A 25995-nucleotide genomic window follows, 5' to 3' on the forward strand; every position below is an offset into this window, starting at 1 on the left:
ACCCACTACCCACTACTCACTCACTACCTAATTAATATAATTCAATAACATGACCAGATTGTAGTCGTTGACGAAGTGTGTTGTTAGGCGTATCGTCTTCATCTGCCCAAGAACAAATCAATCCTAAAGAACCTGGATTAATTATTGATTGTGGTTCATCTGTAAGAAACCAATTTGCTCCATACTTACGGATTTCAAAAAGTTCTACAGATCCTAAATAATTAACTCCAGAAATTTTTTGACATAAGGCAACAATATCGGAAGTATACAAGGGGCGACCTAAATCCCAACCTTTGCCATCAACGCCACCAGTGAGAGGATTTAAAAAGCGGTATAAATTAACTAACAATGCCGATCGAATTTCTTGTTGAGCGCGAGGATTATTATATTTTGGATCTATGGTAACTTCAGTTCTAACACTTACTCCCACATATTCAGGTTCTTGTAATTTTACCTGTACTCCTAAAGGTTTGCGGTCTTGCATATATTCAAGAATTTTTGTTTCTAATTCCCTGTTAAGCGTAAAGTATTCATCGGGGTTCATCCCGCGCCGAAAATCAAATGTTTCAGTGCTAACTTTTGGGATAATTAGTAATTGGACAATTCCTGGTATAGCGTTAGTTGGATCGGTCAAACAGTGAGCGCGAGCTACAGTTCTAGATGCTGTTTTTGCTACGTTTTCAAAGTCTTCGGGAGTGACAGCACATTCACGAGTTCGCAATATTTGCGGTACTCGGATCACAGCTTCATCTAATGATTCGGCATCAATTCCTCCCTTTGCTGATTCATAATTGATGACGTTTTTAATGTAAGGAATTGCTTGTTTAACAACGGTAAGTTTTTCCGCTTGAACATTACCACGACTACCGCCTCCGGTGCGGTAAGCAACCATATAAATTTCTGCGCCGGGAGGGGGAACTTTGCCATATTGTCGTTCTAATGCTTCGCTGGTTAAAGATGATGGTTGTACGATCGCTAAATTTCGCGTTTCGCTATTATCTCGCCTGACGATTCTTCCTACTGGTTGAATTTGCGATCGCTGTTGTGTTTGTTGTTTAATTTGTGCTGGTTCTCGAATCAATGGGCCAAATTGAATTACACCAGTTTGGGAATCAATGGTATAGTGTCGATCGTCAGGAGTAGAGTCAGCAAAATCGGAAACTTCTGTCCAAATTTCCAGTTCGCCATTAATTGGTTTAATCGCAATACATTCGCCTTCTTTACGTTCTAAAACTGGTTTTCCTTGCAATTCAAATGCTTGTCCCGGTTTACCATCACTTACGCCTAAAAGTTCGTTTTCAATTCGCACACATTCACTAGCATTAACTGCTGCTCCAATAGAACGAACAGCTAAACCAATTATACTGGGAGAACTGCTATAACTTGGTTGTAATTCTCGCGGATATGTGTAGATGCAGCGTATCCAATGACCGCTATAACCTGTGCCAAAATCTGCGATCGGCCATAGTTGGGGTAAGTGTAGCACGACATCGGCTCCATCATTCAAGGAATTAGTTCCTTGTTGTGCTAATCTGTCAAAACTAAAACCTCTAGTTTTATCATCTTCTCTCTGGCGCAAAATTGTTGATTGCCAATTACTACCATTCCAAGCTTCCCATTTTAGAGGCGGATCTTCTGGGTTAATTCCTGTAGTTCTAGCTGCTTCTCCTTTAAAAGTAATAGCTATGACATTTCCAATAATTGGACTTTCTAAATCTTCTTCTGTTAAAATTAAATAAAAACAATTACTAGGACTAGATTGCTCGAACAAAAGTGTTTCTTCGAGGTTCCACCATTGATTGTTTAAAGGAGTGCGATCGCTTAAATTTTGTGGTATATTTTCTTCAGTTATAGCTGTGAGAAAATGCCTAATTTTCGGATTGCCAATGATTAATTCGCGATCGGTACTAAATATCACCGCTTCTTGGGTTTCCGTCCGTACTGTAGCAACTTCCGTTGAATAAGGAATTACAATTGCTTGAGACTGAGCTTTGCTGAGATAAAAAGTTAGTTCGCACCAAGCAGGTGCAGGTGGTAAGAGACGAATTCCCAGCAATTCTAAAAAAGCGACATAATTTCGTCGGGGAACTTGATTGAATCTCATAAACATTTGGTCGGTTAACCAAGCAAACAATTCAATCAAAGTAATTCCCGGATCTCCTGGGTTATGATTCGTCCATTCTGGACAATAGCGAGGAATGCGAAGAATACATTCTTCTACTAAGTCGTTAAAAGTTCGATCGTCCAGATTTGATTTAGGTAATTCTGGTAAAAAATCAAAATTCACGGATATTTTCCCCTACAGGCGATAGATAAAAGGGATAAACCAAACTACGAATATCAGGGCTATCTTTGGGTTGATATTCAATAATAATATCTACTTTACCTCGAATGGGGTCAGGATCGGCCCTTACCTCTTTTAATGTAATACGCGGTTCCCACATTTCCAAAGCTTCTTCTACATATAAACGAATTAATAGGAGAGTTTGAACGTTCATTGGTTCAAACACCAATTCTGAGAGGCGCGAACCAAAGTTTGGTCTATAAACTCGCTCTCCTAAATCAGTTCGGAGGATAATGATTATAGATTCTTCAATATTTGGAGTGTTGGAACTAAGTTGGATGCCACCCTGTACATTTATTTGTAGAGGGAATGCCAATCCTGAACCGATGTAATTGTTTTGTTGATAATAATATTCTTCGGGCATATTAGTTATTTTGGCAGGTTTTATATTTTATCATTTACTTTAGGTGAAAAAGGAAGAGTTAGGTTTCTATTTTGGCGATCGCCTCTCCCGCTTCTGCTTCCCCATAAATAACAGACATAATCCCCGGCAAATATTCATCCATCATGGTAACATTGGCATAAACCAACCTTTTGATTAAAGCAAAACTGAGCCGATCGCCTTCTACATCAATGCTAGTTTTATAGCGAATTTCTCCGTCTTCAAAATCCATTTCAAAGTTGCCGATAATCATGCCAGAATTGGCTCTAGTCAGAAATTCTGCTACAGCTAGTCGCTTGTTTTCTGGGGCGTTGACGGGGCAAATTGAGTAAAAGACAAATTGCTCCTGGTCATCTCTAGCCTTGGCGTAGCAAGTCCATTTGCCATTCTCGCCTTGGAAAACCATCTGCAAGAGTGGTTCTCCTTCAATCTGGACGAAAGGCCAGTCGTCCTCTTCAAAAAAATTGACGATTTCCTCAAAAAATTGTCCCTCTGTAGGGGTGGATTTCAAACCCGCCTCTAGTGCCTCTTGCAAGATGCTTGGTACGCTCTTCGTCAACCCGTCCAGACTGGTATCAGCCACTTGTTTGAAGTAATTGGTCATTTCCTCAACTATCTGGGAAGTGGCTTCTTGTGTCACAGCAGGCAGATTGGCTTCTATCGACTCTTTGAAGAAGTTGGCTAGAGCATTATTCATCTGGTCGCTGGAACCGGAAGTGGCGGATTGGACAAAAGCTGATGCAGTAATATCAGCCCAGAGGGTGCGGTAGCCTGTCTCGCCGGACTCCTGTTGTTGCTTGACGGATAGTGCCAACCAACTCTCGGTGGATAGCAGTGGGTTGTCGGGTTGTTCTTGATTCAGATTCAGGATATAGGTTGCAGCTTCGTTAGCATCTACGGCGCGTTCTATCGGTTGTGGCAGCAAATTGGGCTGTAGACCGATTTCGATTTCGATGTCGGGTGAGGGCAGGAAGTTGCCACCCGTGAGAGGACGGCGCACTTCTGGCTTGAGATTGAACAATGCCTCGGTTTCGATGCGCTGGTAGAGTTGTGGGCTTACCTGGAAGGTGAGACGGCACTCAATTACTTCGTCGTCTTGCTTTATTAGAGACAGAGATACTGCGCGAACGGTTAGGGGGGAGTGGGTGCGATCGTGTAGGGTCAGTTCGCTGTCCAGGTGATAACGTTCAGTTTTTGCACTCATGTTTCCGATAGCACTCTCTTATAAAGGTACAAAACTAAGCCTCCAACCCTGTTCTGGCATATCTTTAAAGTTTCTAACTGGCTACTTTGAGTCCAGTGATAAATGATATTACCTATCAGCACTACAGTTCCCTGTTCTGTTGGAGTCCCATCTCTTCTTCAACTTCTTTGATAGTCAATATCAGACTACGTTCTGGTGGCTGTGCAAGAAAATCTTCCACCACGCTGAAAAGATCTACTGATAAATTTTTTGGCACAGACCCCCTCTCGAAGTAACCTACAACGTATCGTAGGAATGACTTTGCCTCTGGGTTTTCATTTAAAAACCAAATTCCACCGTAGCGATGAAGAAATAACTGCCCGATAAAATACATGAGCCTGAGATGTAACCATTCCTTATCCTTCTGCTCAAGTTCACTGATATCTTCTGCCTTTAAAAACGCCTCTAATACTTTAAGAAATTTTTCTGGCTGTTCAACCGCAGTCTGTGGATTTTCTACACCAGCAAGATCAGCAAATTCTAGGATTGCTGGCTTAATATCAGCTACAAAGCTTCGGAAAGCCTTTCGTCTCTTTGTCCTGATCTCAACTTCTTCCGCAGTCAGTTCGCGCACATTACACTCTCCTGTTTTAAATGAAACCACAGTCGAACACTATTCATACACGCCTGAGTTCGACCTGATGCCAAAGGCATGGCTCTTTTCTACAGGCTTCGGGAATAAATCACACATTTTTTTCAGAGTCTTACTTTATCGAACTTAGGTCATACACTGTATATGGAATACCAAAATCGTCCAGCGTTTTTGCAAGCTCCTGAGAGGGACCAGCATCGGTAAATATCCATTTAGGATGATAGTTTTGGGGATCTACTGCTTGTAAGTAAGCATCTTTTAAGATTTGCTCCTGAATATGGCTGCTGAGAGGAACTTCGTTCACCTGTCCCTTGCCAAGGTACTTCTGGTATGTCTTTACCTCAACTTTCAGATGTGTTTGTCCTGTTTTACTAGGTACGACATCAACGTGACGACCTCCTGTATTTTCAAACCGGAAATGCTGTTTTTGACCCTGGTAAAGCTCTTCAACGAACTGCTCACCAGCTTCCCATCGAGCCTTACCACGCAACTTCTTGATATCTTTCAGGCTCCGCGTAGTTGGAACGGGGGGATTGGGCAGGTGTGCTGTGCTGGTAATAGCGTCATCCGATAAGAGTATGCCCTTTTTGCCCGATGCTGTTACGACTGCATCGGCGAACTTCGCCCCTTGAAACCCTGGAGCTACTGCCTCATCGACGATGGTACCATCAGCCAGCAGGATTTTAGGGTTGATGTGTCCCCAAAGCTGGATTCGTTTGCCAGATTTCGTAATTGAAAATTTCTTGAAACGTAACTTGCCCACAAGCTGCCTTGCCAAGTCATCCAGTGACTTCGCACCCTTGGCGAAGCCGCCTTTAAGTCCTTGGAGCATAATTTTGCCATTCTTGAGAGCCGTCTTCGCTCCCTTGAGACCAATCTGACCCAACTCCCTGACACTCTTGACAGTCGTCTTGACCGTGTTCTTGACTGCTCCTGCCGCAGCCTTCACAGTTCCCCTGAAACCACTCTTGAGCGCTTTGATGACAGCACCAGCATTAAATAGCAGGGCGAAGACTAACTCAACCGCACCAGCAGCCAAACCACGAGCCAGACTCTTGGCAGCCCCACCAATGTTACCCGCCCAACCCTGGCTCAAGTAATTGCCGATATGCCCCGCAATATTTGCCAACGCCACGCCGCCCATCACGACAGCAACCACCTGCATGAGCGCTGGTAGTGCTGCCATAATTGCACCGCCTGTCAGGATATTGAGACCGATAAACGCCGCCAGCGCCGCAATGGCACCTGCCAGTAACTTCGGCCAGTTAGCAGAGAACCACTGCTTGACACCTTGTATCATCTGGTGGGACATATACTTGGCTCGCTGACCCACCGAAAGCGGCCCGATGGTCTTCATGTTGGCGGGGATGTCTCCCTGCTGGGCTGGCTTACCTTGTTTCTGGGTTGCCTCAGCACCTTCAGGCTTCTGCGCCATCAATTCTTGGAGTTTCGCCTCGGCAGTTTGCTCGTCATCGCAACACCCGCCGCCAGCCTTTTCATTTCCAAGGGCAGCACCAGCAGGTACCTTGCCCACTGTCTCTCCCCCAGCCAGTTCTGCTTTAATTGCCTCCATTGAGTTCACGGGGTCGTTTGACTCGCCAAACTCGACTTCCTCACCCTCCTGAAGATTCAGCGAGGCGACGAGTTCAGGGTTTACATCAAAGTTTGCAACAGAGTCTACAGCGAAGTCATCTTCTGCAAACTGAGTCTTATTCAACAGTGCTGCCTTGTCGTCACCACCCTTTGCCTCCGCCTCACCGCCCTTGGCTGTAGTTGGCGCGTTGCACTTGGCACAGTCTTCCTTAGAACGCTCAAAAGGCAATGGCTCCGTAAGATTCATCCCCAAGACTTCCTCGGATAATTGCCCCATGAAATTACCAGGCATCTGCTTCGCCGCCGCCACCAAGTTAGCCAACCCCTCCAAGAGTTTCTTGAGAGCTTCAATAACTTTGCCAATGGCATCGAAAGCAGCATTGTAGAGTGCTTGGATACCTGCCAGCAACGTATCCAACGCCTTCGCCAGGAAATTCAGAGCAGCGGTAACACCTTTCTTCAACAAATCTGCGGCAGTGTTAACCGCCTTCACAGCTGCTTTGATGGCTTTATCAATTTTGCTGTTGATTTTCTTAGCTATTTCCGGGAAAGCAGCAAAAACGACATTAACCAGCCCTTTGAGAATCGTTCCCAGACCCTGAATTAACCCAACAATTGCCTTACGTGCCAGGTCGATAACAGCCGTTGCCAATTTTATCGCTTGCTCGAAGATAAATTTGACCGCCTTGCGGAGATTATCGTAGATAAAGTTGACAGCTTTTTTGAGACCATCAATGACAGCGCTAGCTGCCGATTTGACCCAGCCCGAGAAGCCGCCTGACTCTTTTTCGGCTTCTCCCTTTTTCTGGTCAGCTTCTTTTTCAGCTTTGTGTTTTTCTTGTTCGGCTTTCTTTTCCGCTTCTGCTACGTGCTTGGAAGCTTCTTGTTCTCCTTTGTGTTTCTCCTGGTCAATTTTTTTCTTTTGGTCTTGAGTTGCCTTTCCTGCTTTATCCTGATAATCCTTCTCTGCCTTGCCGAGTTCTGTCTGCCACTCCTGTTTCGAGGCTTGCACCTCAGACTTCGCCAGCTGCTGTTCTTTCAGTTGTTTTTGGCTGGTTTCTTGATTCAGCTTGGCAATTTCCTTATCCGAATCTGTCTTGGCTTTGGCTGTGTCCTTATCAAACTTCTGCTTGCCGACGGCGTATTTTTGCTGTTCTGCGCCGATACGTTCTTTCAGTGCTGGAGCGAGGGATTGATTGAGATTCCCCGCCACCTCACCAGGAACTGCGGGTACTTTGCCTTTGTTGCCCGCAGGAGTCTTTGCGGCTGAGAGTCCTTTACTCGCTTGAAGTGTTTCCTTGCTGTCTTCAGGGAAAATATTATTCTCACCAAAGTCTTGGTTAATTTCTTTAGCAGCTTCAGCCTTTTTCTTGCTTACTTGCTCGTTGGATTGACGTTGCTCCCCATCCATTTGTGAAGGGTCAGCCTCACCCGTCATATCAACCTTTGGAGCCTGCCCTAGCTTCGTGCTAATTTGACCGCTGTCCAATCGAACGCCTGCAAGTTCATTTTGAGCGCTCTGAGCCAACTGCGGGTCAGATTTGGCAGCTTGCTCAGGTTTTCCACTATCCCCGCCAGCTAGTCGCGTAGGTTTGATGGGTCGAGGTGGCGGTGCTTCTTTGACCTGGATTTTAGACCCCTTTGCAGCTTGACCAGATTTCTGTTTACTCGCTCCCGCAGCAGGCATTTCCTTATTTCCAGCAACAGCCTTTCCATTGGCTTTAGTTTCTTTAGACCCAGATTTCTGAGCGGGCAACCCTGTTGGTGCGGGAATTTTGGGTAAGCTTTGCTGGAGTTGTTGTTTTTGTGCCTCTAGTGCTCCAGGTGAAGTAGCTTGCGCTTGTCCGTATGCCGCAGGCGCACTGGTTGGTGGTGTATTTTTCAGCTGTTCTAGAATCTGACCGGGGTCGGCTTTAGCTTGGATACGCCCCCCTATACCTGGGCTTACCTCCTGTTGCTTATTTTGAGTAACTTCACTGGTGTTACCGGGAAGTTCCTTCGCCTGAAGTGGTTCTTTCTCTTCTTCGTGTTGGGTAGGCTTGCGTAGCACCTCCTTATTCAGCCGAATCCCACCTGTCTGCTGTATTGTGTGCGTCAACTCATGGGCTGTCAACTCATCTTTACCCGGAGATTTACCTGCTCCGAAGTAAATATCGCTACCATGAGCAAATGCTTGCGCCCCCAAATCTTTGTTCATTTGGACGGCAGTGGAGTCGGTATGCACCCGGACTGAGCTAAAATCTGCACCAAAGCGGGGTTCCATGAACGATCGCACTTCTTCCGGTAACGGACTACCTCCCCCCTTGCTATTGGCGAGGTGGTTTTCTATGCTGGCTGAAGATTGGGTTGTGCTGTTGGGCGATCGTTGTAATCCCAACTTCATTTGTAACTCTTCAGAATCTTCTCCTGTCTGACGCTGCACCAACCGAGAAATAGAATTACTTAGCAAAGAAGACTGATCTTCCTCTTTTACTTCATCCGCCTGACTATCCGTTTGTCGCTGAATCGCTGAGTCTGGCATAGTCATCACTTTCGCCGCCATACTATCAGCTTCGTGTTCGTATTTATCCCCAGGTTTACCAACAGTAAGTTTAGTTTGAATCGGCTTTAACTCAGTGTCTTCTTGTGGCGTTTCCGCTGAAAAAGAATGATTTGATTCTTCTTTTAACTGAACATCTTGATTTTCCTCTTTTTCTTCTGCACCGGGAAGAGGTTTATTTGATTCTTCTTTTAATTGAACTTCTTGGTTTTCATCATCTTCCTTTTTGCCTGTTAGAGAAGCAAAATCAGAATTTTCTGGCGGCTGAAGTTTCTCTTGTTCTTCCTCTTGACGCTGAATATTTCCTTGCTGCATATTCGCTTCTGACGAAGGAGCAAATATTGGCATATTCAGCAAATTAAAACTAGGACGGATAGTGTTTGGTTGTGGTGGCGAATCTGCTGTAATAGTTCCAGCAGTAGCGACAGTTTGATATCTCTCATCACTAAAAGGTCGTTCTTGAAATTGGGACGATGATACCATTTGAGATGGCGCAGATGAGTTTTTCTGAACTTGTACTCTGTCGCTCATTGCCTAATTCCTCTCAGCTTTCTCTAGTATAAGAAGACTTTTTTATCCGCCAATCAGTACCGTAGAACAACCCATTGCAATTTTATTTGGGGGGCCAAGTGCTTCAACAATAGTATCTCCCATTCGACAAGCAGGAAGCCCGTTAATTAATACCGTCCTGCTACCATCAATTACAACGCCTGGGCCGTGTGGTGGGATAGGTAAAGGAGTAGCACAATTATGAATGTCTGCGCCACCAGCACTAGTAGTAATTGTACTGCTCATACTGGCTGCGGCTGTGGATTTTGCGGTTTCTTCTGCGGTTTTTGCGGCTGGCAGTCCTGGCGTGCCTGCGGCTGCAAGTGTGGCTGCTTCTGCTGCGGTAATTGCTGCGTCGCTGACTTTTTTTGCTGATAAGATTACTGCTGCTCCCGCTGCTGGTATGCCTCGCCAAGCTGGTAAACCGCCTATTAGTACGGTAGGGCTACCCGGCCCTCCGGTCAAGACGGGTGGGAGAGGGTGGGCTACGCGATCGGTAATTCTAGCTGCTGGTTTACTCATAATAAATTTTCCGTAATTTTAGTTAAGTTTAATCATGCTACCTCTGACATTAATCATGCCATTAGCAGTGATATCAATATTGCTTTGAGCTTGTATTCTTATACTGCCAGTTGAACTCATTGTAATACTACCATCACTGTCATTCAATCGTAATTTATGACCTCCTAATGTCTCAATTTCTACAAACTTTTCGCTGTCATTAATACGTAATTTATGACCGCCTTTTGTTTCAATATAAACTCCAGCTTTACTAGAGCTTTTATCTTCTTCTACAAACTGCATTTTGTGTCCGGTGCGGGTTTGAAATGTTCGCAATCGCACCTTGCCATCTTGAACGTTATTTTCTACCGAATTTGGTGGTGCGTCTTTACCATTCCAAACTGCGCCAATGACATAAGGACGATGAATATCGCCATGTTCAAATGCTACTAATACTTCATCATTTATTTCTGGTAAACAATCAAATCCTCGCTGATTTCCGATGCCAATTGCTACTACTCTCGCCCAATTACTAGCGTGTTCTTCTGTTAGTGTAGGAAACTTAACTTTGACTCGTCCCCAACCTTTTGGATCTTCATTATCGGTGACAATTCCTACTAGTAAAGTTTGTCCTGGTTGTAAATGAGATTGAGGAGAAAGTGTTGTTAAAAAGTTACCTCCTCGCAAACCACGCACGCAGAATTCTGTGGTGTAAACTCGCTCTTGGTAGGAGTGACGAGTTTCGGTGACGTAGTATTCGCCACTGTGTTGTCCCATGTCTTCTAATTGAACTACACGCCCTGGTCTAATTTGGGTATTTCCTTCTGCTTTGGCATCGGCGTAGATAAATTGTCCTCCTAATTCATCGCATAAAGCTTGTGCCATAGTATCAGCTTCTTCGGGGTTAAAGAGGGGTCGATCGACCAAAATCATTTTCGGTGTAGGCGGTTGTCCTTTGAATTTATTGCTGGTATCGCTGCCTTTGCCGTTTTGAGTTTTGGTGATTACTTGTTCTTGGTTTTTAGTAGATACAACTGCTCTTTTTTCGCTGTAATCCCAGGCTCGAACTTCAACGGATTTAACTTGCTCGGAACTACTAACTCGAATTCGGAAACTGTGCAAATCTGTCAACCATTTTAAGGTGATTTTTTCTGATTCTGCTTTGGGTTTACGAAAGTTTAATTTATTATCTTTTACAAATAGTTCAAATCCAATTCTAGCGGCTCGTTGTCGCATGAATTCCATATTAGTTTGATTTTCTTGAAAAGCGTAGTCATGGGCGACACCACTGGCATCAATTGTACCTGGTTTTATGCCTACTTCTTGAATGATTTTTTTCACGATGTCGCTATCTGTCATGTTTTGAAAAGAACGGTTGTAGCGTCCTCGATGTAAGCGATGACTAACATCGTAACCTTTAACTATTACTGGAGCTTGAGATTTTTCGCTAAAAAAGGTTTCAATTCCGGTAATTTCGGCTTCTATAAGGTTATTTTCGTTGTTTTTGTTATAGTCTTTTGATTCGGTGGTACTGGAAGTAAAACCAATTTTGACGGGTTTACCAATTTGTAATAAATCTTGATAGCGCCATTTTTGATCTTGGGCTCTACCTGGAAAATAATCGTTTTGAATTGCCAAAATAAACATTGCTGGCTGATGCAAGCTTTCTTCTACATATATTTCCAAAATGTCCTCCATTAAGTTAGGAGGCGCTTTTTTGCCATCTATTTCTAATGTTGGTAGGGCGCGGTAATGAACTCCGGTCATAAGCTGTTAGTTTTTGTTTGGTGTTTAATTAGGTATGGAACGTCGGGAATTGTTTGATTGTGACATTTTGCGATTTTTCATACTATCTGTTTGGCGATCGGTTTTTGCTTGAGGTTTAGCGCCTAGTGGTCCATTTTCTTTGGGTTCGTCAGCTTCTTTAAGGGTTAAGCTATCAATAACAGCACGTACTGGTGTTCCATCAGGCAAAAACATGGTTAGTTTGTAGTTGAGTTTTTCTACAAAGCAACGCCGCAAGTAAACTTGTTTACCCCACATAAATTGATAAATGGGTGGACGTTCTTTGCCTTTAACAAATTCAACTGCTGTTCGGAAACTATTGATGTATTTATTAACAACGTCTTCTCCTTCTTCATAAGTGTCGAATAAAATTTTATTAATTGTAACTTTGTAGGCTTTGACATGAGAAAAACTAACTTTAGGTTGTCCTTTTTCTTGGGTGCGTGCTCCGGGACTTTCGGCGGTTTCTACTACACCTTCAAAAACTAATTCGCTGGGGTTGAACATAAATTCGATCGCTGGTACACCATCATTTGAAATCAGTGTTGCTTTGACGAGATTACCGGATTTATCTGATATTGGTGTTGTTTTGGTTGGTAACATATATTCTCCTAAAACATTGTGTAAATTTTACCTATTTAATCGTCCTACATAGTAGCGTCCTTGACGTTCTCTTTCTATCTCTAATTTCTGTCGAATTAAATAATAGACTTCTCTGGTAAGGGTCTGTAATTTATTATCGACTGCGGAGACTTCACCAGTTTCGTCTGCTGTGCGCGATCGGGGAGTTGATTTTTGAGCTAATTTGACTTTAGCAGAAGTTCCAAATGATGAGGTAAGATTGCCTAACCAAATTGGATAGCCTACACAGCTTTTACCATAACGCTCCTGTTCTATTTCTAACCTTTGTCGTAATAATGTGTAAACTTTTTGAGCAAGAATTTCTAATTTTTCTTCAGAAATAGATGAATCTTTGCTGTAAATGTTTGCTGTTAGCTGTTGGTTAGTTTCTTGACGATCTGCTGATAGGGAAGTATTGGCAATTTCAGAATAGTCAGAGTTAGAAATATTGGTGGAAGAAAGGGTATAGTATGGTTCATTTGTTTCAAGTGCAAATTCATCTTCCGTCAAGTTGCTTTCTGGTGGTTTTATAAAATTTTCGCCTAATAATTCAGATATGTTTGACCATGAGTTTGGTACATCGTTAGCAAAGTTAAAATTCTCTGTTGGCGAAGTCTTTTGAGTATTATTAGACTGTTCTTCTGTTTCAGAAGTTAGGCTCAATTTTGGCAATATAAATTTATTTGTGTTGCTGAGAGGTTTACCATAACCTAAAGGGTTAAGAGGTGGCAAATTTTCGCTATTATCATCTGTATTTTCACCGATTAATTCTGAAATGTTTGACCATGAATCGGGTATATTATTAGTAGTTTTTGATGTAGTCTCAATAATTTCTGATGCAAAATTTGCTGTTTCTAACTTTGGTGAAACCAGATTTGATGGGGAAGTTGCATTTTCGTTGACTGATTGGTTAGTGATTGGAGATGTCAGGGAAATGTTCTCTTGATTTTCTCCCAAAGTTGTATCTTCAGTGGTTGATGTTGTTAGATTGGTTGCTGTTTCTAACTTTGATGAAACCAGATTTGATGGGGAAGTTGCATTTTCGTTGACTGATTGGTTAGTGGTGAGAGATATCAGGGAAATGTTCTCTTGATTTTTTCCCGAAGTTGCATCTTCGGTGGTTGTTGTTTCTAACTTTGGTGAAACCAGATTTGATTGTGAAGTTACATCTTCGTTGACTGATTGGTTAGTGGTGGGAGATGTCAAGGAAATGTTTTCTTGATTTTCTCCCGAAGTTGCATCTTTGTTGACTGATTGTTTAGTGATTGGAGATGTCAGGGAAATGTTTTCTTGATTTTCTCCCGAAGTTGTATCTTCGGTGGTTGTTGTTTCTAACTTTGGTGAAACCAGATTTGATGGAGAAGTTGCATTTTCGTTGACTGATTGTTTAGTGGTGGGAGATGTCAGGGAAATGTTTTCTTGATTTTCTCCCAAAGTTGCATCTTCAGTGGTTGTTGTTTCTAACTTTGGTGAAACCAGATTTGATGGAGAAGTTGCATTTTCGTTGACTGATTGGTTAGTGGTGGGAGATGTCAGGGAAATGTTTTCTTGATTTTCTCCCAAAGTTGCATCTTCAGTGGTTGTTGTTTCTAACTTTGGTGAAACCAGATTTGATGGAGAAGTTGCATTTTCGTTGACTGATTGTTTAGTGGTGGGAGATGTCAGGGAAATGTTTTCTTGATTTTCTCCCGAAGTTGTATCTTCGGTGGTTGTTGTTTCTAACTTTGGTGAAACCAGATTTGATTGTGAAGTTACATCTTCGTTGACTGATTGGTTAGTGGTGGGAGATGTCAAGGAAATGTTTTCTTGATTTTCTCCCGAAGTTGCATCTTCGGTGGTTGATGTTGTTAGATTTGTTGTTGTTTCTAACTTTGATGAAACCAGATTTGATTGTGAAGTTGCATCTTCGTTGACTGATTGTTTAGTGATGGGAGATGTCAGGGAAATGTTTTCTTGATTTTCTCCCGAAGTTGTATCTTCGGTGGTTGTTGTTTCTAACTTTGGTGAAACCAGATTTGATTGTGAAGTTACATCTTCGTTGACTGATTGGTTAGTGGTGGGAGATGTCAAGGAAATGTTTTCTTGATTTTCTCCCGAAGTTGCATCTTCGGTGGTTGATGTTGTTAGATTTGTTGTTGTTTCTAACTTTGATGAAACCAGATTTGATTGTGAAGTTGCATTTTCGTTGACTGATTGGTTAGTGATTGGAGATGTCAGGGAAATGTTCTCTTGATTTTTTCCCAAAGTTGTATCTTCGGTGGTTGTTGTTTCTAACTTTGGTGAAACCAGATTTGATTGTGAAGTTACATCTTCATTGACTGATTGGTTAGTGATTGGAGATGTCAGAGAAATGTTCTCTTGATTTTCTCCCGAAGTTGCATCTTCGGTGGTTGCTGTTTCTAACTTTGGTAAAACCAGATTTGATGGGGAAGTTACATCTTCGTTGACTGATTGGTTAGTGGTGAGAGATGTCAGGGAAATGTTTTCTTGATTTTCTCCCAAAGTTGTATCTTCAGTGGTTGTTGTTTCTAACTTTGCTGAAACCAGATTTGATTGTGAAGTTGCATTTTCGTTGACTGATTGGTTAGTGGTGAGAGATATCAGGGAAATGTTTTCTTGATTTTCTCCCGAAGTTGTATCTTCGGTGGTTGTTGTTTCTAACTTTGGTGAAACTAGATTTGATGGAGAAGTTGCATCTTTGTTGACTGATTGTTTAGTGATTGGAGATGTCAAAGAAATGTTTTCTTTATTTTCTCCCAAAGTTGTATCTTCGGTGGTTGATGTTGTTAGATTAGTTGCTGTTTCTAATTGAGGTGAAAGCAGATTTAATTGTGAAGTTGCATTTTCGTTGACTGATTGGTTAGTGGTGGGAGATGTCAGGGAAATGTTTTCTTGATTTTTTCCCAAAGTTGCATCTTCAGTGGTTGTTGTTTCTAACTTTGGTGAAACTAGATTTGATTGTGAAGTTGCATTTTCGTTGACTGATTGGTTAGTGGTGAGAGATGTCAGAGAAATGTTCTCTTGATTTTCTCCCAAAGTTGTATCTTTGGTTGTTGATGTTGTTAGATTGGTTGTTGGCAAAGTTGAGGACGATCGCACATCATTCACATCATTCACATCATTCCCAACATCATCACTCACATCCAAATTTTGCCAACTTCCTCTCACTACTTCTGTATTGGATATTTCTTCAACATTTGTCTGCTGTTTTTCTAATGATTCAGTTACAGAAGGAGAAATAATAAAATCTGATTGTTGAACTAAAGGTTTCGATAATCCTAAAGGTTTAAGATTGGCTATATTTTCTGTTGAACTTTCTAAAGAAGTTGCTTGTAAATTAGAATTTGATTGTTGATTTTTGTTAGTTTCCGATCGCCTAACACTTGTTTGGGTAAGATTTTTAGTTGATGATTCTGGCAAGTTTGATTTTGTAGATGGGATGCGATGATCGCCAATTCCCGCAGATTCAGTCAATTGAGTTTCAGAAGGATTATTAGCTAAATATGGTAACTTTTCATCTCCCCAATTTCCCATATCAACATCTTCACCAAGATAGGAACTTTCTAACAATGAAAATTGGAGAAACTGACTTAATGGTTTTAAATTCTGACCCAAAGGACGCAACGGTTGTAATGGTTGAAAATTTGCTCCTAAAGAACTAGGTGAAAGTAAAGGGTTTTGCAAACCCAGAGGTTTTAAAGACATGGGTTATTTTCTCCGTATTATTTAGAGGAAATATCCTGAAGCGTGGCGACCTGAATTAAGTTTAGTAGCACCACCACCTTGAGATTTAGCTATCTTTAATCCTTCATAAGCTAGAGTTAATTCTTCGATCGCAACTGTGTTGGAATTTGCTTGCAATGCTGGTGCTTTCCAACCAACAGGAACCGCAGCAAGCAGAGTCCAACATTGCATAGTTTCTCCTGCTTGATTAAACAATAAAATATTAACGTTTCGACGTTCTTTTTTAGAACCACTCAAGATATTTGTTACCCAATCCCAAAATACAAAATCGTCAGTTATTCCACGTTTTAGCGTTACATCTGTATATTCAGCTTGACCTAATATTATTCGCTGTTGATCGTTAACGCCACCTTCAAAATGAGCTTCTCGTTTGATTTTTACTCCTAAACCCGAACACTCACTGAAAGAAGCAGTAATATTACTTTCCATTTCTACATAAAAGCGATTTGCTGTTACATAGTTGAGTTCGTGAGTAACTACACCATTTTTAGACATTAAAGTAACCCCTTATAGTTGCAAGATCGATCGCGTTGATTGCGTAAATCTTCTAACATCAATTCATAAACTCGGTTGCTCAATCTCCTTAGTAATATCGGATCGAGCATCACTTTTTCCACTAATTGAGAAATTTCTGATTTGTTACTTTTATTCATCTTTTATCTATTAAACTACTTTCTAATGGTACCAATCCAGCTTCCAGTAATAAAAGTTGACCTTCTTCGGTTTTTAATAACTCAGCGAATTTTTTTCCCGCTTCAGAACGATTTTTATCTTTGGGATAAATTACTACCAGCTTATACATTAAAGGATAACTTCCTGACTCGAAAGCTTTAACGTTAGGCCAGTAACTTCCTTTATCATTACACAAATCTGTTGTTGGTTCTATAGGTTTGACATTATTTTGTATTTGTTGAACTAACGGTTGAATTTCCTGACCTTTTGTTCCCAATGCTAAAGGATAAACTGAACATTGACCAAAAATTCTGCTCAGTAGACCAAAACCTATTCCAATTGTTTTCCTATTTTCAAAGTCATTTAAAATTTGCTCCAATATATAAGCTTCATCATTCTTGCGATCGCTCACTTTTTGAGTTATTGCTGCAATTTCTTGCTTCCACCTCTTAGATCCTATTGAATAGCGTTTATCGATTTCCGCTCTTTTCTCAAACATTCTATTCTCTTTAATTTGCTTTTCTTCATTTCTATTGCTCTCTTTCAATTGTTCCAATTCTGGCGAAGACTCACCTTCAGTAAATAACTTATCGATTAGTTTGATCGTTGTGGGATTATCAAGTGGTAGATAAAGTTTTATCTTATCAAATCCTTTAGGTGGCGACCAATTAGAAACTCCACCCTTTTTGTAAACTTCTCGCAATTGTTCTAAGGTAATTTTTCCATCTAAAGTATTAGGAATATTTTCCTTTCTTTTGCTATTACTAAAAGCTACAAAAACCAGTAATCCATCATAAGCTACTACTTGCTGTTGTAAATCATCAGGTAATTTATCGACATAAGTAGTAAGTGCAAAATCTACTGTTCCCGATCGCACATCCTCAATTAAATCCCCAGTTGAATTACTCTGTCTATAATTTTGTAATCTCGGTTCCCGATTTATCAATTCTTGTGCCAAAGTTTTAGTATAAGAACTCAAACTGGCATTATTCAGAATATAACTCCATGTGCCGTCAGTTTCAGTCGCGTATCTAACCTCTCCATTAGGAACTTTATCCACCTTAGCAAAACAGCAAGTTTGAGAAGAAGAACCAATCAGAGGTAACTGAAGTTCATCAGAATTACGCCATGTTAGCCAAATAATTCTTCCTAAAAAACCTGCCAATAATGCTAATAAAAGAGCAATTAATAGCGTTTTTAAAACTTGCCAATTATTGTTTTCTGCTTTTTCATAACTTTCTATTAATGCAGCATTTTGTTCCTCAAATTGTTCTTCAGGTGGTAATTGTAACAGTGCTTGACGAGCTTCGTAAGCACTAGCAAACCGCTTATCTATTCCTAAAAGACGGTGAATAAATCTTTTGAGAGGTACATCTTTAACAGGGGGCCAATGTTGCTCAATTGTCGGATCGAGGGGTTGACCAAAAACACCATCTACAGTTCCCCCTGATAGTAGATAAAAACTAATATATCCCAAATCTTGTAAATCTTTTTCTGGTGAATGATTGGCTATTTTAGTAGTAGGCGGTTTAAACAAATCTTCCCATAAAGCTAAGTCTGATACGTAAATAAAAAACCGGGGATCGTCGATCGCATTCTGATTACTCGTCACAATCAGCAAACTATCCAAAGTTAAATTACCATGAGGTAAACCTTGCTGTATTTCATCCGCAGAAAAACGCAATTTTTGACTGTGGAGAAACCAAAGAGTTTGCAACACTTGATAGAGAACTTGACGCACCTGTTTACCAGACATTGCGCCATGATTTGCCAAATAATCTCTTAATGTTACGCTATTACTAATAGTTTGCTCAAAGATTAAATAGCAAACTTTTTCATTACCAGAAGCGATCGCATCCCAAGGACTAATCAACCGAAAATCTTGTCCACCTCCATTCTTTAAATTTAACCTCGCAACCTGCTCAAACCTTTCCTTACGTTCCTTAGCTTCTTTTTTATTGAATTCGCGATCGGGTAACAAACATTCCTTAATAATAACTGGCTTATTATTAACAATTTGCACTCCACTATATAACCGCACCCTTTCCCCATCTTTGAGCAAACTATCTATTCGATATCTTCCTCTCCGACCGCCGCGAATCTCTTGATTTTTTGGTAAAATTGGGGCGATATCTACACGGTAAGTTTGTCTTTTAGCTAACCGTTCTGCGATCGCTATTTTCATAGCATTTGTAGTTTCTCTAGGTTCGCTTTTCTCCTGTGGTTCGCTAAATTTTACAGAATTATCTAACCGTTTACCATTAGTTGATTGTCCTGAAATATCTTGATTTTGCTCCTTTTTATCCCGACCAACTTCTATGTTTTCATACACATCTTGGAAGCGGCGCATAGCAATTCGAGAGACATTTTCCACCGGGTAACGAACAAAATTTGTCACCTCCCTGACGCGGATTCCAACAGAATTAACTAAATCGGTGAGCTTCACCCTAATTCCTCCCCATTAGTAATTATCTTTTTCAGTTACCCATTAATGTCAAATAGAAAAAAGGATGCAACAAATCGGAGATCCCCTTAAATCCCAAGGGGGACTTTAAACTCACTCTTGTTCCCCCCTTGGGAAGGGGGGCTAGGGGGGATCAGGCATCTGTAGCAAACATTTAGGTATTCCATATAAATTATGAGGGTTTTATAGATTTATCTGACTCTACATTTTCCTCTTCTAATTCATTTATTTGCCGATAAAACTGATGAAGATAGTTAAGATCGCAAGCAAAAAGATCCTCAATTGTTGCCGGAGTAACTTCTTCTAATGCCCCTAACTTAGTAATTACGCGAGAAAGAATTATTACCGTAGCATAAGCAGGATTTGATTTCACGCGAGGGTCACGCAAAGGAACAATTTCATCCATTGCTCTGGCTAAACGCATTACACCTTTACGGTGCAAATTTCCCTCCGAATCAAGGTATCCTTTGGGTAAAGTAAACTCAAATTCTGTTTGAAACATCTAAACTTACTTTTCCCGTGTAAATACTTCAACAGCTACTTCCATTTCTTCAATTTGCAATTCCCCACCACTGGAATTCAAATCAGAAGCAATGTAACTAACAGGCCAAGCTCCTTGAAATTGAAATATTGCTTGGGGATTCCCAGCTTGATCGTAAATAGTTAAAGAACCATCTCGACGTTGTTTAGCCCAATTTCCTTCTTGAACTGCTTCAAACCACTGCCATAAAGTTGAGGATTTAGTCATGCCTCGACGCAAAGTTATATTGTTAGTTTTAACATTTCCGGGAACCTTTGTGCGAACGACCTGACCTGATTTAGCATCCCCCCATCGTCGAGGTGTGACCTCACAAACTTCTACCACATCTTGAGTGCGTTTAAAGCCTTTACATTCAAGAAAGTAAGCATCTACAGGTTCGGTGCTACCATCCAGTTTTAGTTCAATGTAAAAACGACTATTTGTGAGAATTTCGGGAAAGTCGTTAATTAAATTTGCCATTTTATCTTTTTGGTAATTGGTAATTGGAAAGGGGAATTTTAACCAGGATTTACAAGATTTACAGATTTACTGGATTTCTTGATTAATAACTCAGATCTTGCACCAAGAGGCGGAGCCTCTGTTTCTCGTTCCCAGGTTGAACCTGGGAACGAGGATCTGGGAGGTTCCACCTCCAGAAGTGCAAGATCTGAGATAAGCCGATCGCCCAAACCTATTTCCGTCGTTATTGCACTCGTTTGATACCTTCATGAACTAAGGTTAAAGTTTCGTTAGCTACGTCGTTTGCTCCTGCTTCTAGCTTTGGCCCTTCATATTTTGTCGGGTAAGCATTTAACAGTTCCCAACGTGCTTTCATGTCTCCTGCTTGATCGTAAACTGTCACCGAAGCAGCTTTACGATTTGATGACCAATCTGATTTACCACCGTCATTTTTGTTGCAGTCTTCATACCACTTATAAAGGTCTTTATTTGTGGTAGCTACAACTTTGACAGTAACGGCTGTAAATTTGACTCTTGTAGGTGCAGCTTGACGTAAGTTCATGGCGTTTTTACCTGAACCTAAAACTTTGTCGCCGCCTGCGGCTGGGTTTTCTGCACTTAAGCCGGAAACTTCAAGAATTTGTTTGTCTGTTATACCGTCAGCTTCAAAGTAAAATCTACAACTGACTAGTAATTCATCTGCCATTATTCAACCTCTTTGCTATTAATTAGTGTTTGCAAATAATAGGGTTATTGTTCGTCTTGTCCATTCCACTGACTGATGCGGAAGATCACAAATTCAGCTGGTCGAACTGGACAAACTCCTACTTCGATATACAATCGACCTAGAATCATTGTGTCAGGAGTGTTGAGAGTTTCATCGCACTTAACAAAAAATGCTTGTTCGGGCGATGCTCCAAATAAAGCTCCTTCTCGCCAAAGTCTTTCTAAAAAGTTGCTGACGGTACGACGAACTCTTGCCCATAAATCTTGATCGTTTGGCTCGAATACGACCCATTGTGTGCCGAGTTCGATCGACTTTTCAATATAACTCATCAAGCGGCGTACACTAATATAACGCCACTCAGTTTTTTCTGGTTCTACTAAAGTTCTAGCTCCCCAAATTTTAATGCCTCGATTCGGGAAAGTCCGAATACAATTAATGCCTTTGGGGTTTAATAATTCCTGTTCCCGGAAGTTGCAATCGTAGGATAAACCGATAACGCCGCGTGGAGTTTCGTTTGCTGGTGCTTTGTAGACACCCCGCGTTTCGTCAGTGCGCGACCAAACGCCCATCATGTGACCGCAAGGAGGTACTAAAATCGGCTTGCCAGCATTGCGGGGATTTGGCACTTTAATCCAAGGATAGTAGAGTGCGGCGAACATGGAGCGACGGCTGAAGTCGTCATCTAGCCAATTAACTACTTGTTGAGGCTTAATACGATCGGGCGGCGTATCCAAAACTACCATGCGATTTGGAGGATTGGGAGCCGAATTTTCACACAAACTCACCATTAACTCCATTAAACCGTGAACTTGATCCTCGTTGAGCAAGCCTGCTTGATAAGCCCGCATTAAGTCGGGACAAGCTACCATTGTTACTTCGTCAATCTCGAAAAGTCCTTGGATACCGCTGCGATCGTCCCGCACCCCCTGCACATACCGGGCTAAATTTTCTTGAGTAGGCAAAGTTGGGGGAGGACTGACTTCAAACTGACCATCTTGAGGTCGTCGGGCTAAAGGAAGACCTTTTTGCGTTAAGTCTGTTACCATTACATACTGGGATTCTTCCAGCTTGGTAACTACGTAATCCCCCACAACTGACTGAACTTCCCGATCCATTGTCAGGTGTTCGTGCCTTTCCAATTCTTCCCCATCGCGTTTGATAACTACAGAGAAAAATTCTGCTGGTACTGGTGCGGGAACATTTGGGTCTTCTGGGTCAGATTTAGGCTCGGAAGCCTGAATCTCTACACTAACAGACCCATTTTCGGCTTCTTCCGGTTTGAGAATAAATTGCAAAGATTCCCGCTTACCGTTAGTTCTGATGGTCAGAGCAGTTGATTCCGTACCAGGTTGAATTGTTTCCTCAGCTGTTTTCGGCAGAGAAGTGCCAATACTAACTACCCAACACCTCGCCCCTCCGTTTAAGAACCAGCCATTGACAGCAAAGGGTAGATAAGCATTAAAATCTGTGAAACCATCGGAATTTTCCCTGGCAAAGTATTCCATGTACTGATTCCAACTGGTGATTAACATTGGTTTGCCGAGTTCGGCACCGTTACGTATTGCTTCGGTAAAGCCGATAAAGCCAGCAATATTAGTCTGTACACCTTCGATCGGACGACTACCCCTGTCAATTTCTTCGACATACACGCCAGGGGCAAAGTAATCTAGTCTCGCCATAGATAATTTTCCTTAATATTGGGAATTAAGCTGGGTACGGAGAGATTCGGAAATCTGAGTTCAGAACCCTAATCTAACCCAAAAATTATTCAGTGTCATTACATATTCAAGTTAAACTTTTAATTATCTGAGATAGGTTAAAATCCCTTTTGGAGCAGAAAAAGCTCAGTTTGTACTTAACTGTAATTTTATAAATTTGACCGATCTATCAAATTTTTTTTATCCTTGTTAACAAGAAAGCAAAATCATAATAAAAATTTATATGTGGCTGTCGGTAGTCATAAATAAAGGGTAAAAATGAAATATTATGAGTAATTACTTAGCGATCGCTACTGTCACAGCAACCCTGCAAAGAATCCTGCAAGCAGCTGTCCAAATCGATGTTCCTGGTGCTAGAGTCACCACAGTTCGCCCCGACTCTTCTGGAACCGGGACACCAGAGGTAGGTGTTAACGTATATTTATATCAAGCTACCCCGAATCCAGCTTGGCGGAATAACGACTTACGCACCCGTCGCCCCAAAGGAGATTTAATCAAGCAAGCACAAGCAGGATTAGACCTTTATTACATCATGACTTTTTACGGCAACGAAGTAGAGTTAGAACCTCAACGTTTGTTAGGTAGCGCAGTGCGAACTATTGTTGACCAGCCAATCTTAACCGCAGAAATGATTCGGGATACGATAAATAATCCAACTTTTAGCTTTTTGACTGATTCTAGCCTTGCCGAACAAGTAGAGCGAGTGACAATTGTTCCTACACCGATGACAACGGAAGATTTGTCAAAAATTTGGTCTGTATTTTTTCAATGTCCTTATGTGCTTTCCTTTGCTTGCCAAGGTAGTACGGTATTGATTGAAGGTCAAAGAACTAGCGGCAGATCGTTACCGATTCGCAGTATTGATTATTACACCACGCCAAATCAACCTGCGATCGAGCAAGTCACCACAGAAGCCGGAGCGAATCAGCCAATAGTAGCCAATAGCACTTTAATTATTCGTGGTAAACAGCTACGGGGAGAACCGACTCAAATAAGGATTGGCGATGCTAAATTAACACCGCAAAAGCTTGCAGAAAGGGAAATTCGGCTAGATTTGGCAACTCTATCAACTGAAGAATCTGGTAGTTTACGGGCTGGTGTACATAGTTTGCAAGTGTTACATCCAATACCAAAACGTAAATTATTTGAACCCGATCGGGCCGTCGGCTCTAATGTAGTAGCATTTGTGTTATGTCCGACAATTACAGCAGATGTAGAAGTTTTGCGAGTGAGGGATAATGGGGATGAATTGTACTCAGCAGAAATGAGAGTACAAATTGATTTAACAGTTGGTAGAGAGCAGAGAGTGTTATTGTTTTTGAATGAGCGATCGCTCCTCATCCCAGCAGCTTATATCTTTGCAGCCAAACCCCGCAATATTGATACCAATTTAATTGTGTTTGCAATTTTAGATGTTAAACCAGGAGAATATCTAGCGCGAGTGCAGGTGGATGGTGCAGAAAGTCTTTTGCGAGTGGATACCGATCGAGAAAGTTCAACTTATGAGCAGTATATCGGCCCTACGGTGGTGATTCCATGAATGTTACAGCAAGTATTAATTGGCAAGCAGCTAACTGGAACTACCTTTCTACAGCTTTAAGCTTAGTGCGTCAGGCGTTAGAAGCACGGAGCGGGGGAGCAGGGGAGCGGGGGAGCGGGGGAGCAGGGGAGCAGGGGAGCAGGGGAGCAGGGGAGCGGGGGAGCGGGGGAGCAGGGGAGTATGGAGAGATTGATAACGCTTCATTTGCGTTAGAGCAGCTTTGTAGTAGATTTGGTTTATCGGGTTTTGAACGAGATTTACTGTTATTGTGCGCTGGTATGGAATTAGATGCGAGTTTTGCCAGTTTGTGCGCTAATGCTCAAGGAGATCCGCAATTAACCTATCCTACTTTTAGTTTAGCAATGTCGGCTTTACCGCAAGCGCATTGGAGTGCGATCGCACCGCACAGTCCGTTACGCCGCTGGCGACTGATTGAAGTTGGTGGGGGTAAAACACTGATGACTAGCCCCTTGCGAATTGATGAGCGAATATTGCATTATTTAGTAGGAGTAGATTACCTGGACGATCGCCTTAGAGGAATAATCGAACCGTTATCAGCTAATGAATATTTGGTACCATCGCAACAACAAATAGCCGAAAAGTTAGCTGGTATATTAAACAATTCCGTTTCTAATTCGCCAATTTTACAATTAATTGGCGAAGAAGTGGGGAGTAAAAGGGCGATCGCGCAAATTGCTTGTAGCATTTCAGAAATAAAAATAGCAGTAATATCTGCCAATGCAGTTCCAAATATTACCACTGATTTAAATAATCTGATGTTACTTTGGCGACGAGAAGCACAATTAAATAGAAGTGTTTTACTGTTAGATTGTGATGAGTGGGAAGGAAACGATCCAGCCAAAGAAAACGCATTGATTCAGATGATAGAAAATATTAACACGCCATTGATTGTTAGTAGTCGCGATCGTCGTCGTGCAGCGTTACGTCCATTCATCACTTTTGATATAACAAAACCCACAAAACAAGAACAACTTGCCATTTGGGAAACCACTTTAGGCGACATTGCACCCAGTTTAAACGGACAATTAGAAACATTAACATCTCAATTTGATCTTAGCGCTCCCAGTATTTATGCAGTTTGTGTTGAAGCGAAAACTCAACTAAAAGCTAACGAAAATCAAATTGCAAATTCCTTATGGGATATGTGTCGCACTCAAGCTCGCCCTCATTTAGACGAACTAGCACAACGTATCGAACCTGCTGCTACTTGGGATGATTTAGTATTACCAGAACCGCAATTGCAAGTATTAAGAGAAATTGCTGCTCATTTACGCCAACGTGCTAAAGTTTACGAACAGTGGGGATTTGCCAAAAAGGGAGCAAGAGGATTAGGAATTAGTGCTTTATTTGCAGGTTCTAGCGGTACTGGTAAAACTATGTCAGCAGAAGTTTTAGCTGGAGTTTTGCAACTAGACCTTTACCGCATTGATTTAAGTTCTGTAGTCAGTAAATATATTGGAGAAACAGAGAAAAATTTACGGCGCGTATTTGATGCCGCAGAAGGCGGCGCAACTATATTATTATTTGATGAAGCTGATGCGATTTTTGGCAAACGTTCCGATGTGAAAGATAGTCACGATCGCTATGCGAACATGGAAGTTAGTTACCTGTTGCAACGAATGGAAGCTTATCAAGGTTTAGCGATTTTAACTACTAATTTGAAAGATGCGATCGACACAGCTTTTTTGCGAAGAATTCGGTTTGTAGTTAAATATCCTTTCCCCGACGCACAACAAAGAACCGAAATTTGGCGGCGCATTTTCCCCAAAAATACACCAACTGAAGGGTTAGACTTTAACAAGTTAGCACGATTAAATGTTGCAGGCGGAAATATTCGCAATATTGCCTTGAATGCAGCTTTTATCGCTGCCGATAGCGGCGAACCTGTGATGATGAAACATTTATTAGAATCGGCAAAAAGTGAATATATAAAATTGGAAAGAGCTTTAACCGATGCAGAAGTGAAAGGGTGGGTATAATT

Annotated in this window: 18 protein-coding genes; 2 read left to right on the top strand and 16 right to left on the bottom strand. The window is 41.6% G+C overall.

The window, feature by feature from the left end:
- Positions 1-31: 31 nt before the first annotated feature.
- The 16 genes from ACE1CA_RS29985 to ACE1CA_RS30060 form a co-directional block, all read right to left on the bottom strand.
- Positions 32-2287, bottom strand: coding sequence for a putative baseplate assembly protein (locus ACE1CA_RS29985; protein WP_413278059.1), 2256 nt, complete (start codon positions 2285-2287; stop codon positions 32-34).
- Positions 2277-2708, bottom strand: coding sequence for a GPW/gp25 family protein (locus ACE1CA_RS29990; RefSeq protein ID WP_413278058.1), 432 nt, complete (start codon positions 2706-2708; stop codon positions 2277-2279). The genes ACE1CA_RS29985 and ACE1CA_RS29990 overlap by 11 nt, the downstream gene beginning before the upstream one ends.
- A gap of 58 nt (positions 2709-2766) precedes the next feature.
- Positions 2767-3747, bottom strand: a complete 981-nt coding sequence (locus ACE1CA_RS29995; RefSeq protein WP_486517587.1) for a type III secretion system chaperone family protein — start codon at positions 3745-3747, stop codon at positions 2767-2769.
- Positions 3748-4051: 304 nt separating this feature from the next.
- Complete coding sequence (locus ACE1CA_RS30000) at positions 4052-4543, bottom strand: hypothetical protein (RefSeq protein WP_413278056.1); 492 nt, start codon at positions 4541-4543, stop codon at positions 4052-4054.
- 130 nt (positions 4544-4673) lie between these two features.
- Entirely contained in the window at positions 4674-9224 is a 4551-nt protein-coding gene (locus tag ACE1CA_RS30005; RefSeq protein ID WP_413278055.1) for an eCIS core domain-containing protein, read from the bottom strand.
- A gap of 42 nt (positions 9225-9266) precedes the next feature.
- Positions 9267-9764, bottom strand: coding sequence for a PAAR domain-containing protein (locus ACE1CA_RS30010; RefSeq protein ID WP_413278054.1), 498 nt, complete (start codon positions 9762-9764; stop codon positions 9267-9269).
- An 18-nt stretch (positions 9765-9782) separates the two neighbouring features.
- A complete protein-coding gene (locus ACE1CA_RS30015; RefSeq protein WP_413278053.1) occupies positions 9783-11510 on the bottom strand; it encodes a VgrG-related protein in 1728 nt (575 codons plus the stop codon).
- A gap of 24 nt (positions 11511-11534) precedes the next feature.
- Entirely contained in the window at positions 11535-12131 is a 597-nt protein-coding gene (locus ACE1CA_RS30020; RefSeq protein ID WP_413278052.1) for a CIS tube protein, read from the bottom strand.
- A 27-nt stretch (positions 12132-12158) separates the two neighbouring features.
- Positions 12159-15854 carry a hypothetical protein gene (locus ACE1CA_RS30025; protein ID WP_486517588.1) on the bottom strand — a complete coding sequence of 1232 codons (3696 nt, stop codon included), beginning with the start codon at positions 15852-15854 and terminating at the stop codon, positions 12159-12161.
- Between the two features lie 21 nt (positions 15855-15875).
- Positions 15876-16388 (bottom strand): phage tail protein, encoded by a 513-nt coding sequence (locus tag ACE1CA_RS30030; protein WP_413278050.1) that lies wholly within the window; start codon positions 16386-16388, stop codon positions 15876-15878.
- Positions 16388-16546, bottom strand: coding sequence for a hypothetical protein (locus ACE1CA_RS30035; protein WP_413270477.1), 159 nt, complete (start codon positions 16544-16546; stop codon positions 16388-16390). Before ACE1CA_RS30035 ends, ACE1CA_RS30030 begins: the two co-directional genes overlap by 1 nt.
- The gene (locus tag ACE1CA_RS30040; RefSeq protein WP_413278049.1) at positions 16543-19011 is read right to left on the bottom strand and encodes a substrate-binding domain-containing protein; all 2469 of its coding nucleotides are present in this window, start codon (positions 19009-19011) and stop codon (positions 16543-16545) included. The genes ACE1CA_RS30035 and ACE1CA_RS30040 overlap by 4 nt, the downstream gene beginning before the upstream one ends.
- Positions 19012-19201: 190 nt before the next feature.
- The gene (locus ACE1CA_RS30045) at positions 19202-19531 is read right to left on the bottom strand and encodes a hypothetical protein (protein WP_413278048.1); all 330 of its coding nucleotides are present in this window, start codon (positions 19529-19531) and stop codon (positions 19202-19204) included.
- 6 nt (positions 19532-19537) lie between these two features.
- Positions 19538-20029, bottom strand: a complete 492-nt coding sequence (locus ACE1CA_RS30050) for a phage tail protein (protein WP_413278047.1) — start codon at positions 20027-20029, stop codon at positions 19538-19540.
- Between the two features lie 223 nt (positions 20030-20252).
- The gene (locus tag ACE1CA_RS30055; RefSeq protein WP_413278046.1) at positions 20253-20714 is read right to left on the bottom strand and encodes a phage tail protein; all 462 of its coding nucleotides are present in this window, start codon (positions 20712-20714) and stop codon (positions 20253-20255) included.
- A gap of 44 nt (positions 20715-20758) precedes the next feature.
- Complete coding sequence (locus ACE1CA_RS30060; RefSeq protein WP_413278045.1) at positions 20759-22414, bottom strand: phage tail sheath family protein; 1656 nt, start codon at positions 22412-22414, stop codon at positions 20759-20761.
- A 307-nt stretch (positions 22415-22721) separates the two neighbouring features.
- Here ACE1CA_RS30060 and ACE1CA_RS30065 point away from each other — a divergent pair, with 307 nt between their 5' ends.
- Complete coding sequence (locus ACE1CA_RS30065) at positions 22722-23993, top strand: Pvc16 family protein (RefSeq protein ID WP_413278044.1); 1272 nt, start codon at positions 22722-22724, stop codon at positions 23991-23993.
- On the top strand, positions 23990-25993 hold the full coding sequence (locus tag ACE1CA_RS30070; RefSeq protein ID WP_486517589.1) for an ATP-binding protein: 2004 nt from the start codon (positions 23990-23992) through the stop codon (positions 25991-25993). The genes ACE1CA_RS30065 and ACE1CA_RS30070 overlap by 4 nt, the downstream gene beginning before the upstream one ends.
- Positions 25994-25995 lie beyond the last annotated feature (2 nt).

The organism is Floridaenema evergladense BLCC-F167, from assembly GCF_041929205.2.
GTDB lineage: Bacteria > Cyanobacteriota > Cyanobacteriia > Cyanobacteriales > Aerosakkonemataceae > Floridanema > Floridanema evergladense.

Bases quoted from the DNA above. Each gene is read 5' to 3' on its own strand.
- ACE1CA_RS29990 (WP_413278058.1), bottom strand. From the start codon at position 2,708: ATGCCCGAAGAATATTATTATCAACAAAACAATTACATCGGTTCAGGA.
- ACE1CA_RS30005 (WP_413278055.1), bottom strand. From the start codon at position 9,224: ATGAGCGACAGAGTACAAGTTCAGAAAAACTCATCTGCGCCATCTCAA.
- ACE1CA_RS30010 (WP_413278054.1), bottom strand. From the start codon at position 9,764: ATGAGTAAACCAGCAGCTAGAATTACCGATCGCGTAGCCCACCCTCTC.
- ACE1CA_RS30015 (WP_413278053.1), bottom strand. From the start codon at position 11,510: ATGACCGGAGTTCATTACCGCGCCCTACCAACATTAGAAATAGATGGC.
- ACE1CA_RS30020 (WP_413278052.1), bottom strand. From the start codon at position 12,131: ATGTTACCAACCAAAACAACACCAATATCAGATAAATCCGGTAATCTC.
- ACE1CA_RS30025 (WP_486517588.1), bottom strand. From the start codon at position 15,854: ATGTCTTTAAAACCTCTGGGTTTGCAAAACCCTTTACTTTCACCTAGT.
- ACE1CA_RS30030 (WP_413278050.1), bottom strand. From the start codon at position 16,388: ATGTCTAAAAATGGTGTAGTTACTCACGAACTCAACTATGTAACAGCA.
- ACE1CA_RS30035 (WP_413270477.1), bottom strand. From the start codon at position 16,546: ATGAATAAAAGTAACAAATCAGAAATTTCTCAATTAGTGGAAAAAGTG.
- ACE1CA_RS30045 (WP_413278048.1), bottom strand. From the start codon at position 19,531: ATGTTTCAAACAGAATTTGAGTTTACTTTACCCAAAGGATACCTTGAT.
- ACE1CA_RS30050 (WP_413278047.1), bottom strand. From the start codon at position 20,029: ATGGCAAATTTAATTAACGACTTTCCCGAAATTCTCACAAATAGTCGT.
- ACE1CA_RS30055 (WP_413278046.1), bottom strand. From the start codon at position 20,714: ATGGCAGATGAATTACTAGTCAGTTGTAGATTTTACTTTGAAGCTGAC.
- ACE1CA_RS30060 (WP_413278045.1), bottom strand. From the start codon at position 22,414: ATGGCGAGACTAGATTACTTTGCCCCTGGCGTGTATGTCGAAGAAATT.
- ACE1CA_RS30065 (WP_413278044.1), top strand. From the start codon at position 22,722: ATGAGTAATTACTTAGCGATCGCTACTGTCACAGCAACCCTGCAAAGA.
- ACE1CA_RS30070 (WP_486517589.1), top strand. From the start codon at position 23,990: ATGAATGTTACAGCAAGTATTAATTGGCAAGCAGCTAACTGGAACTAC.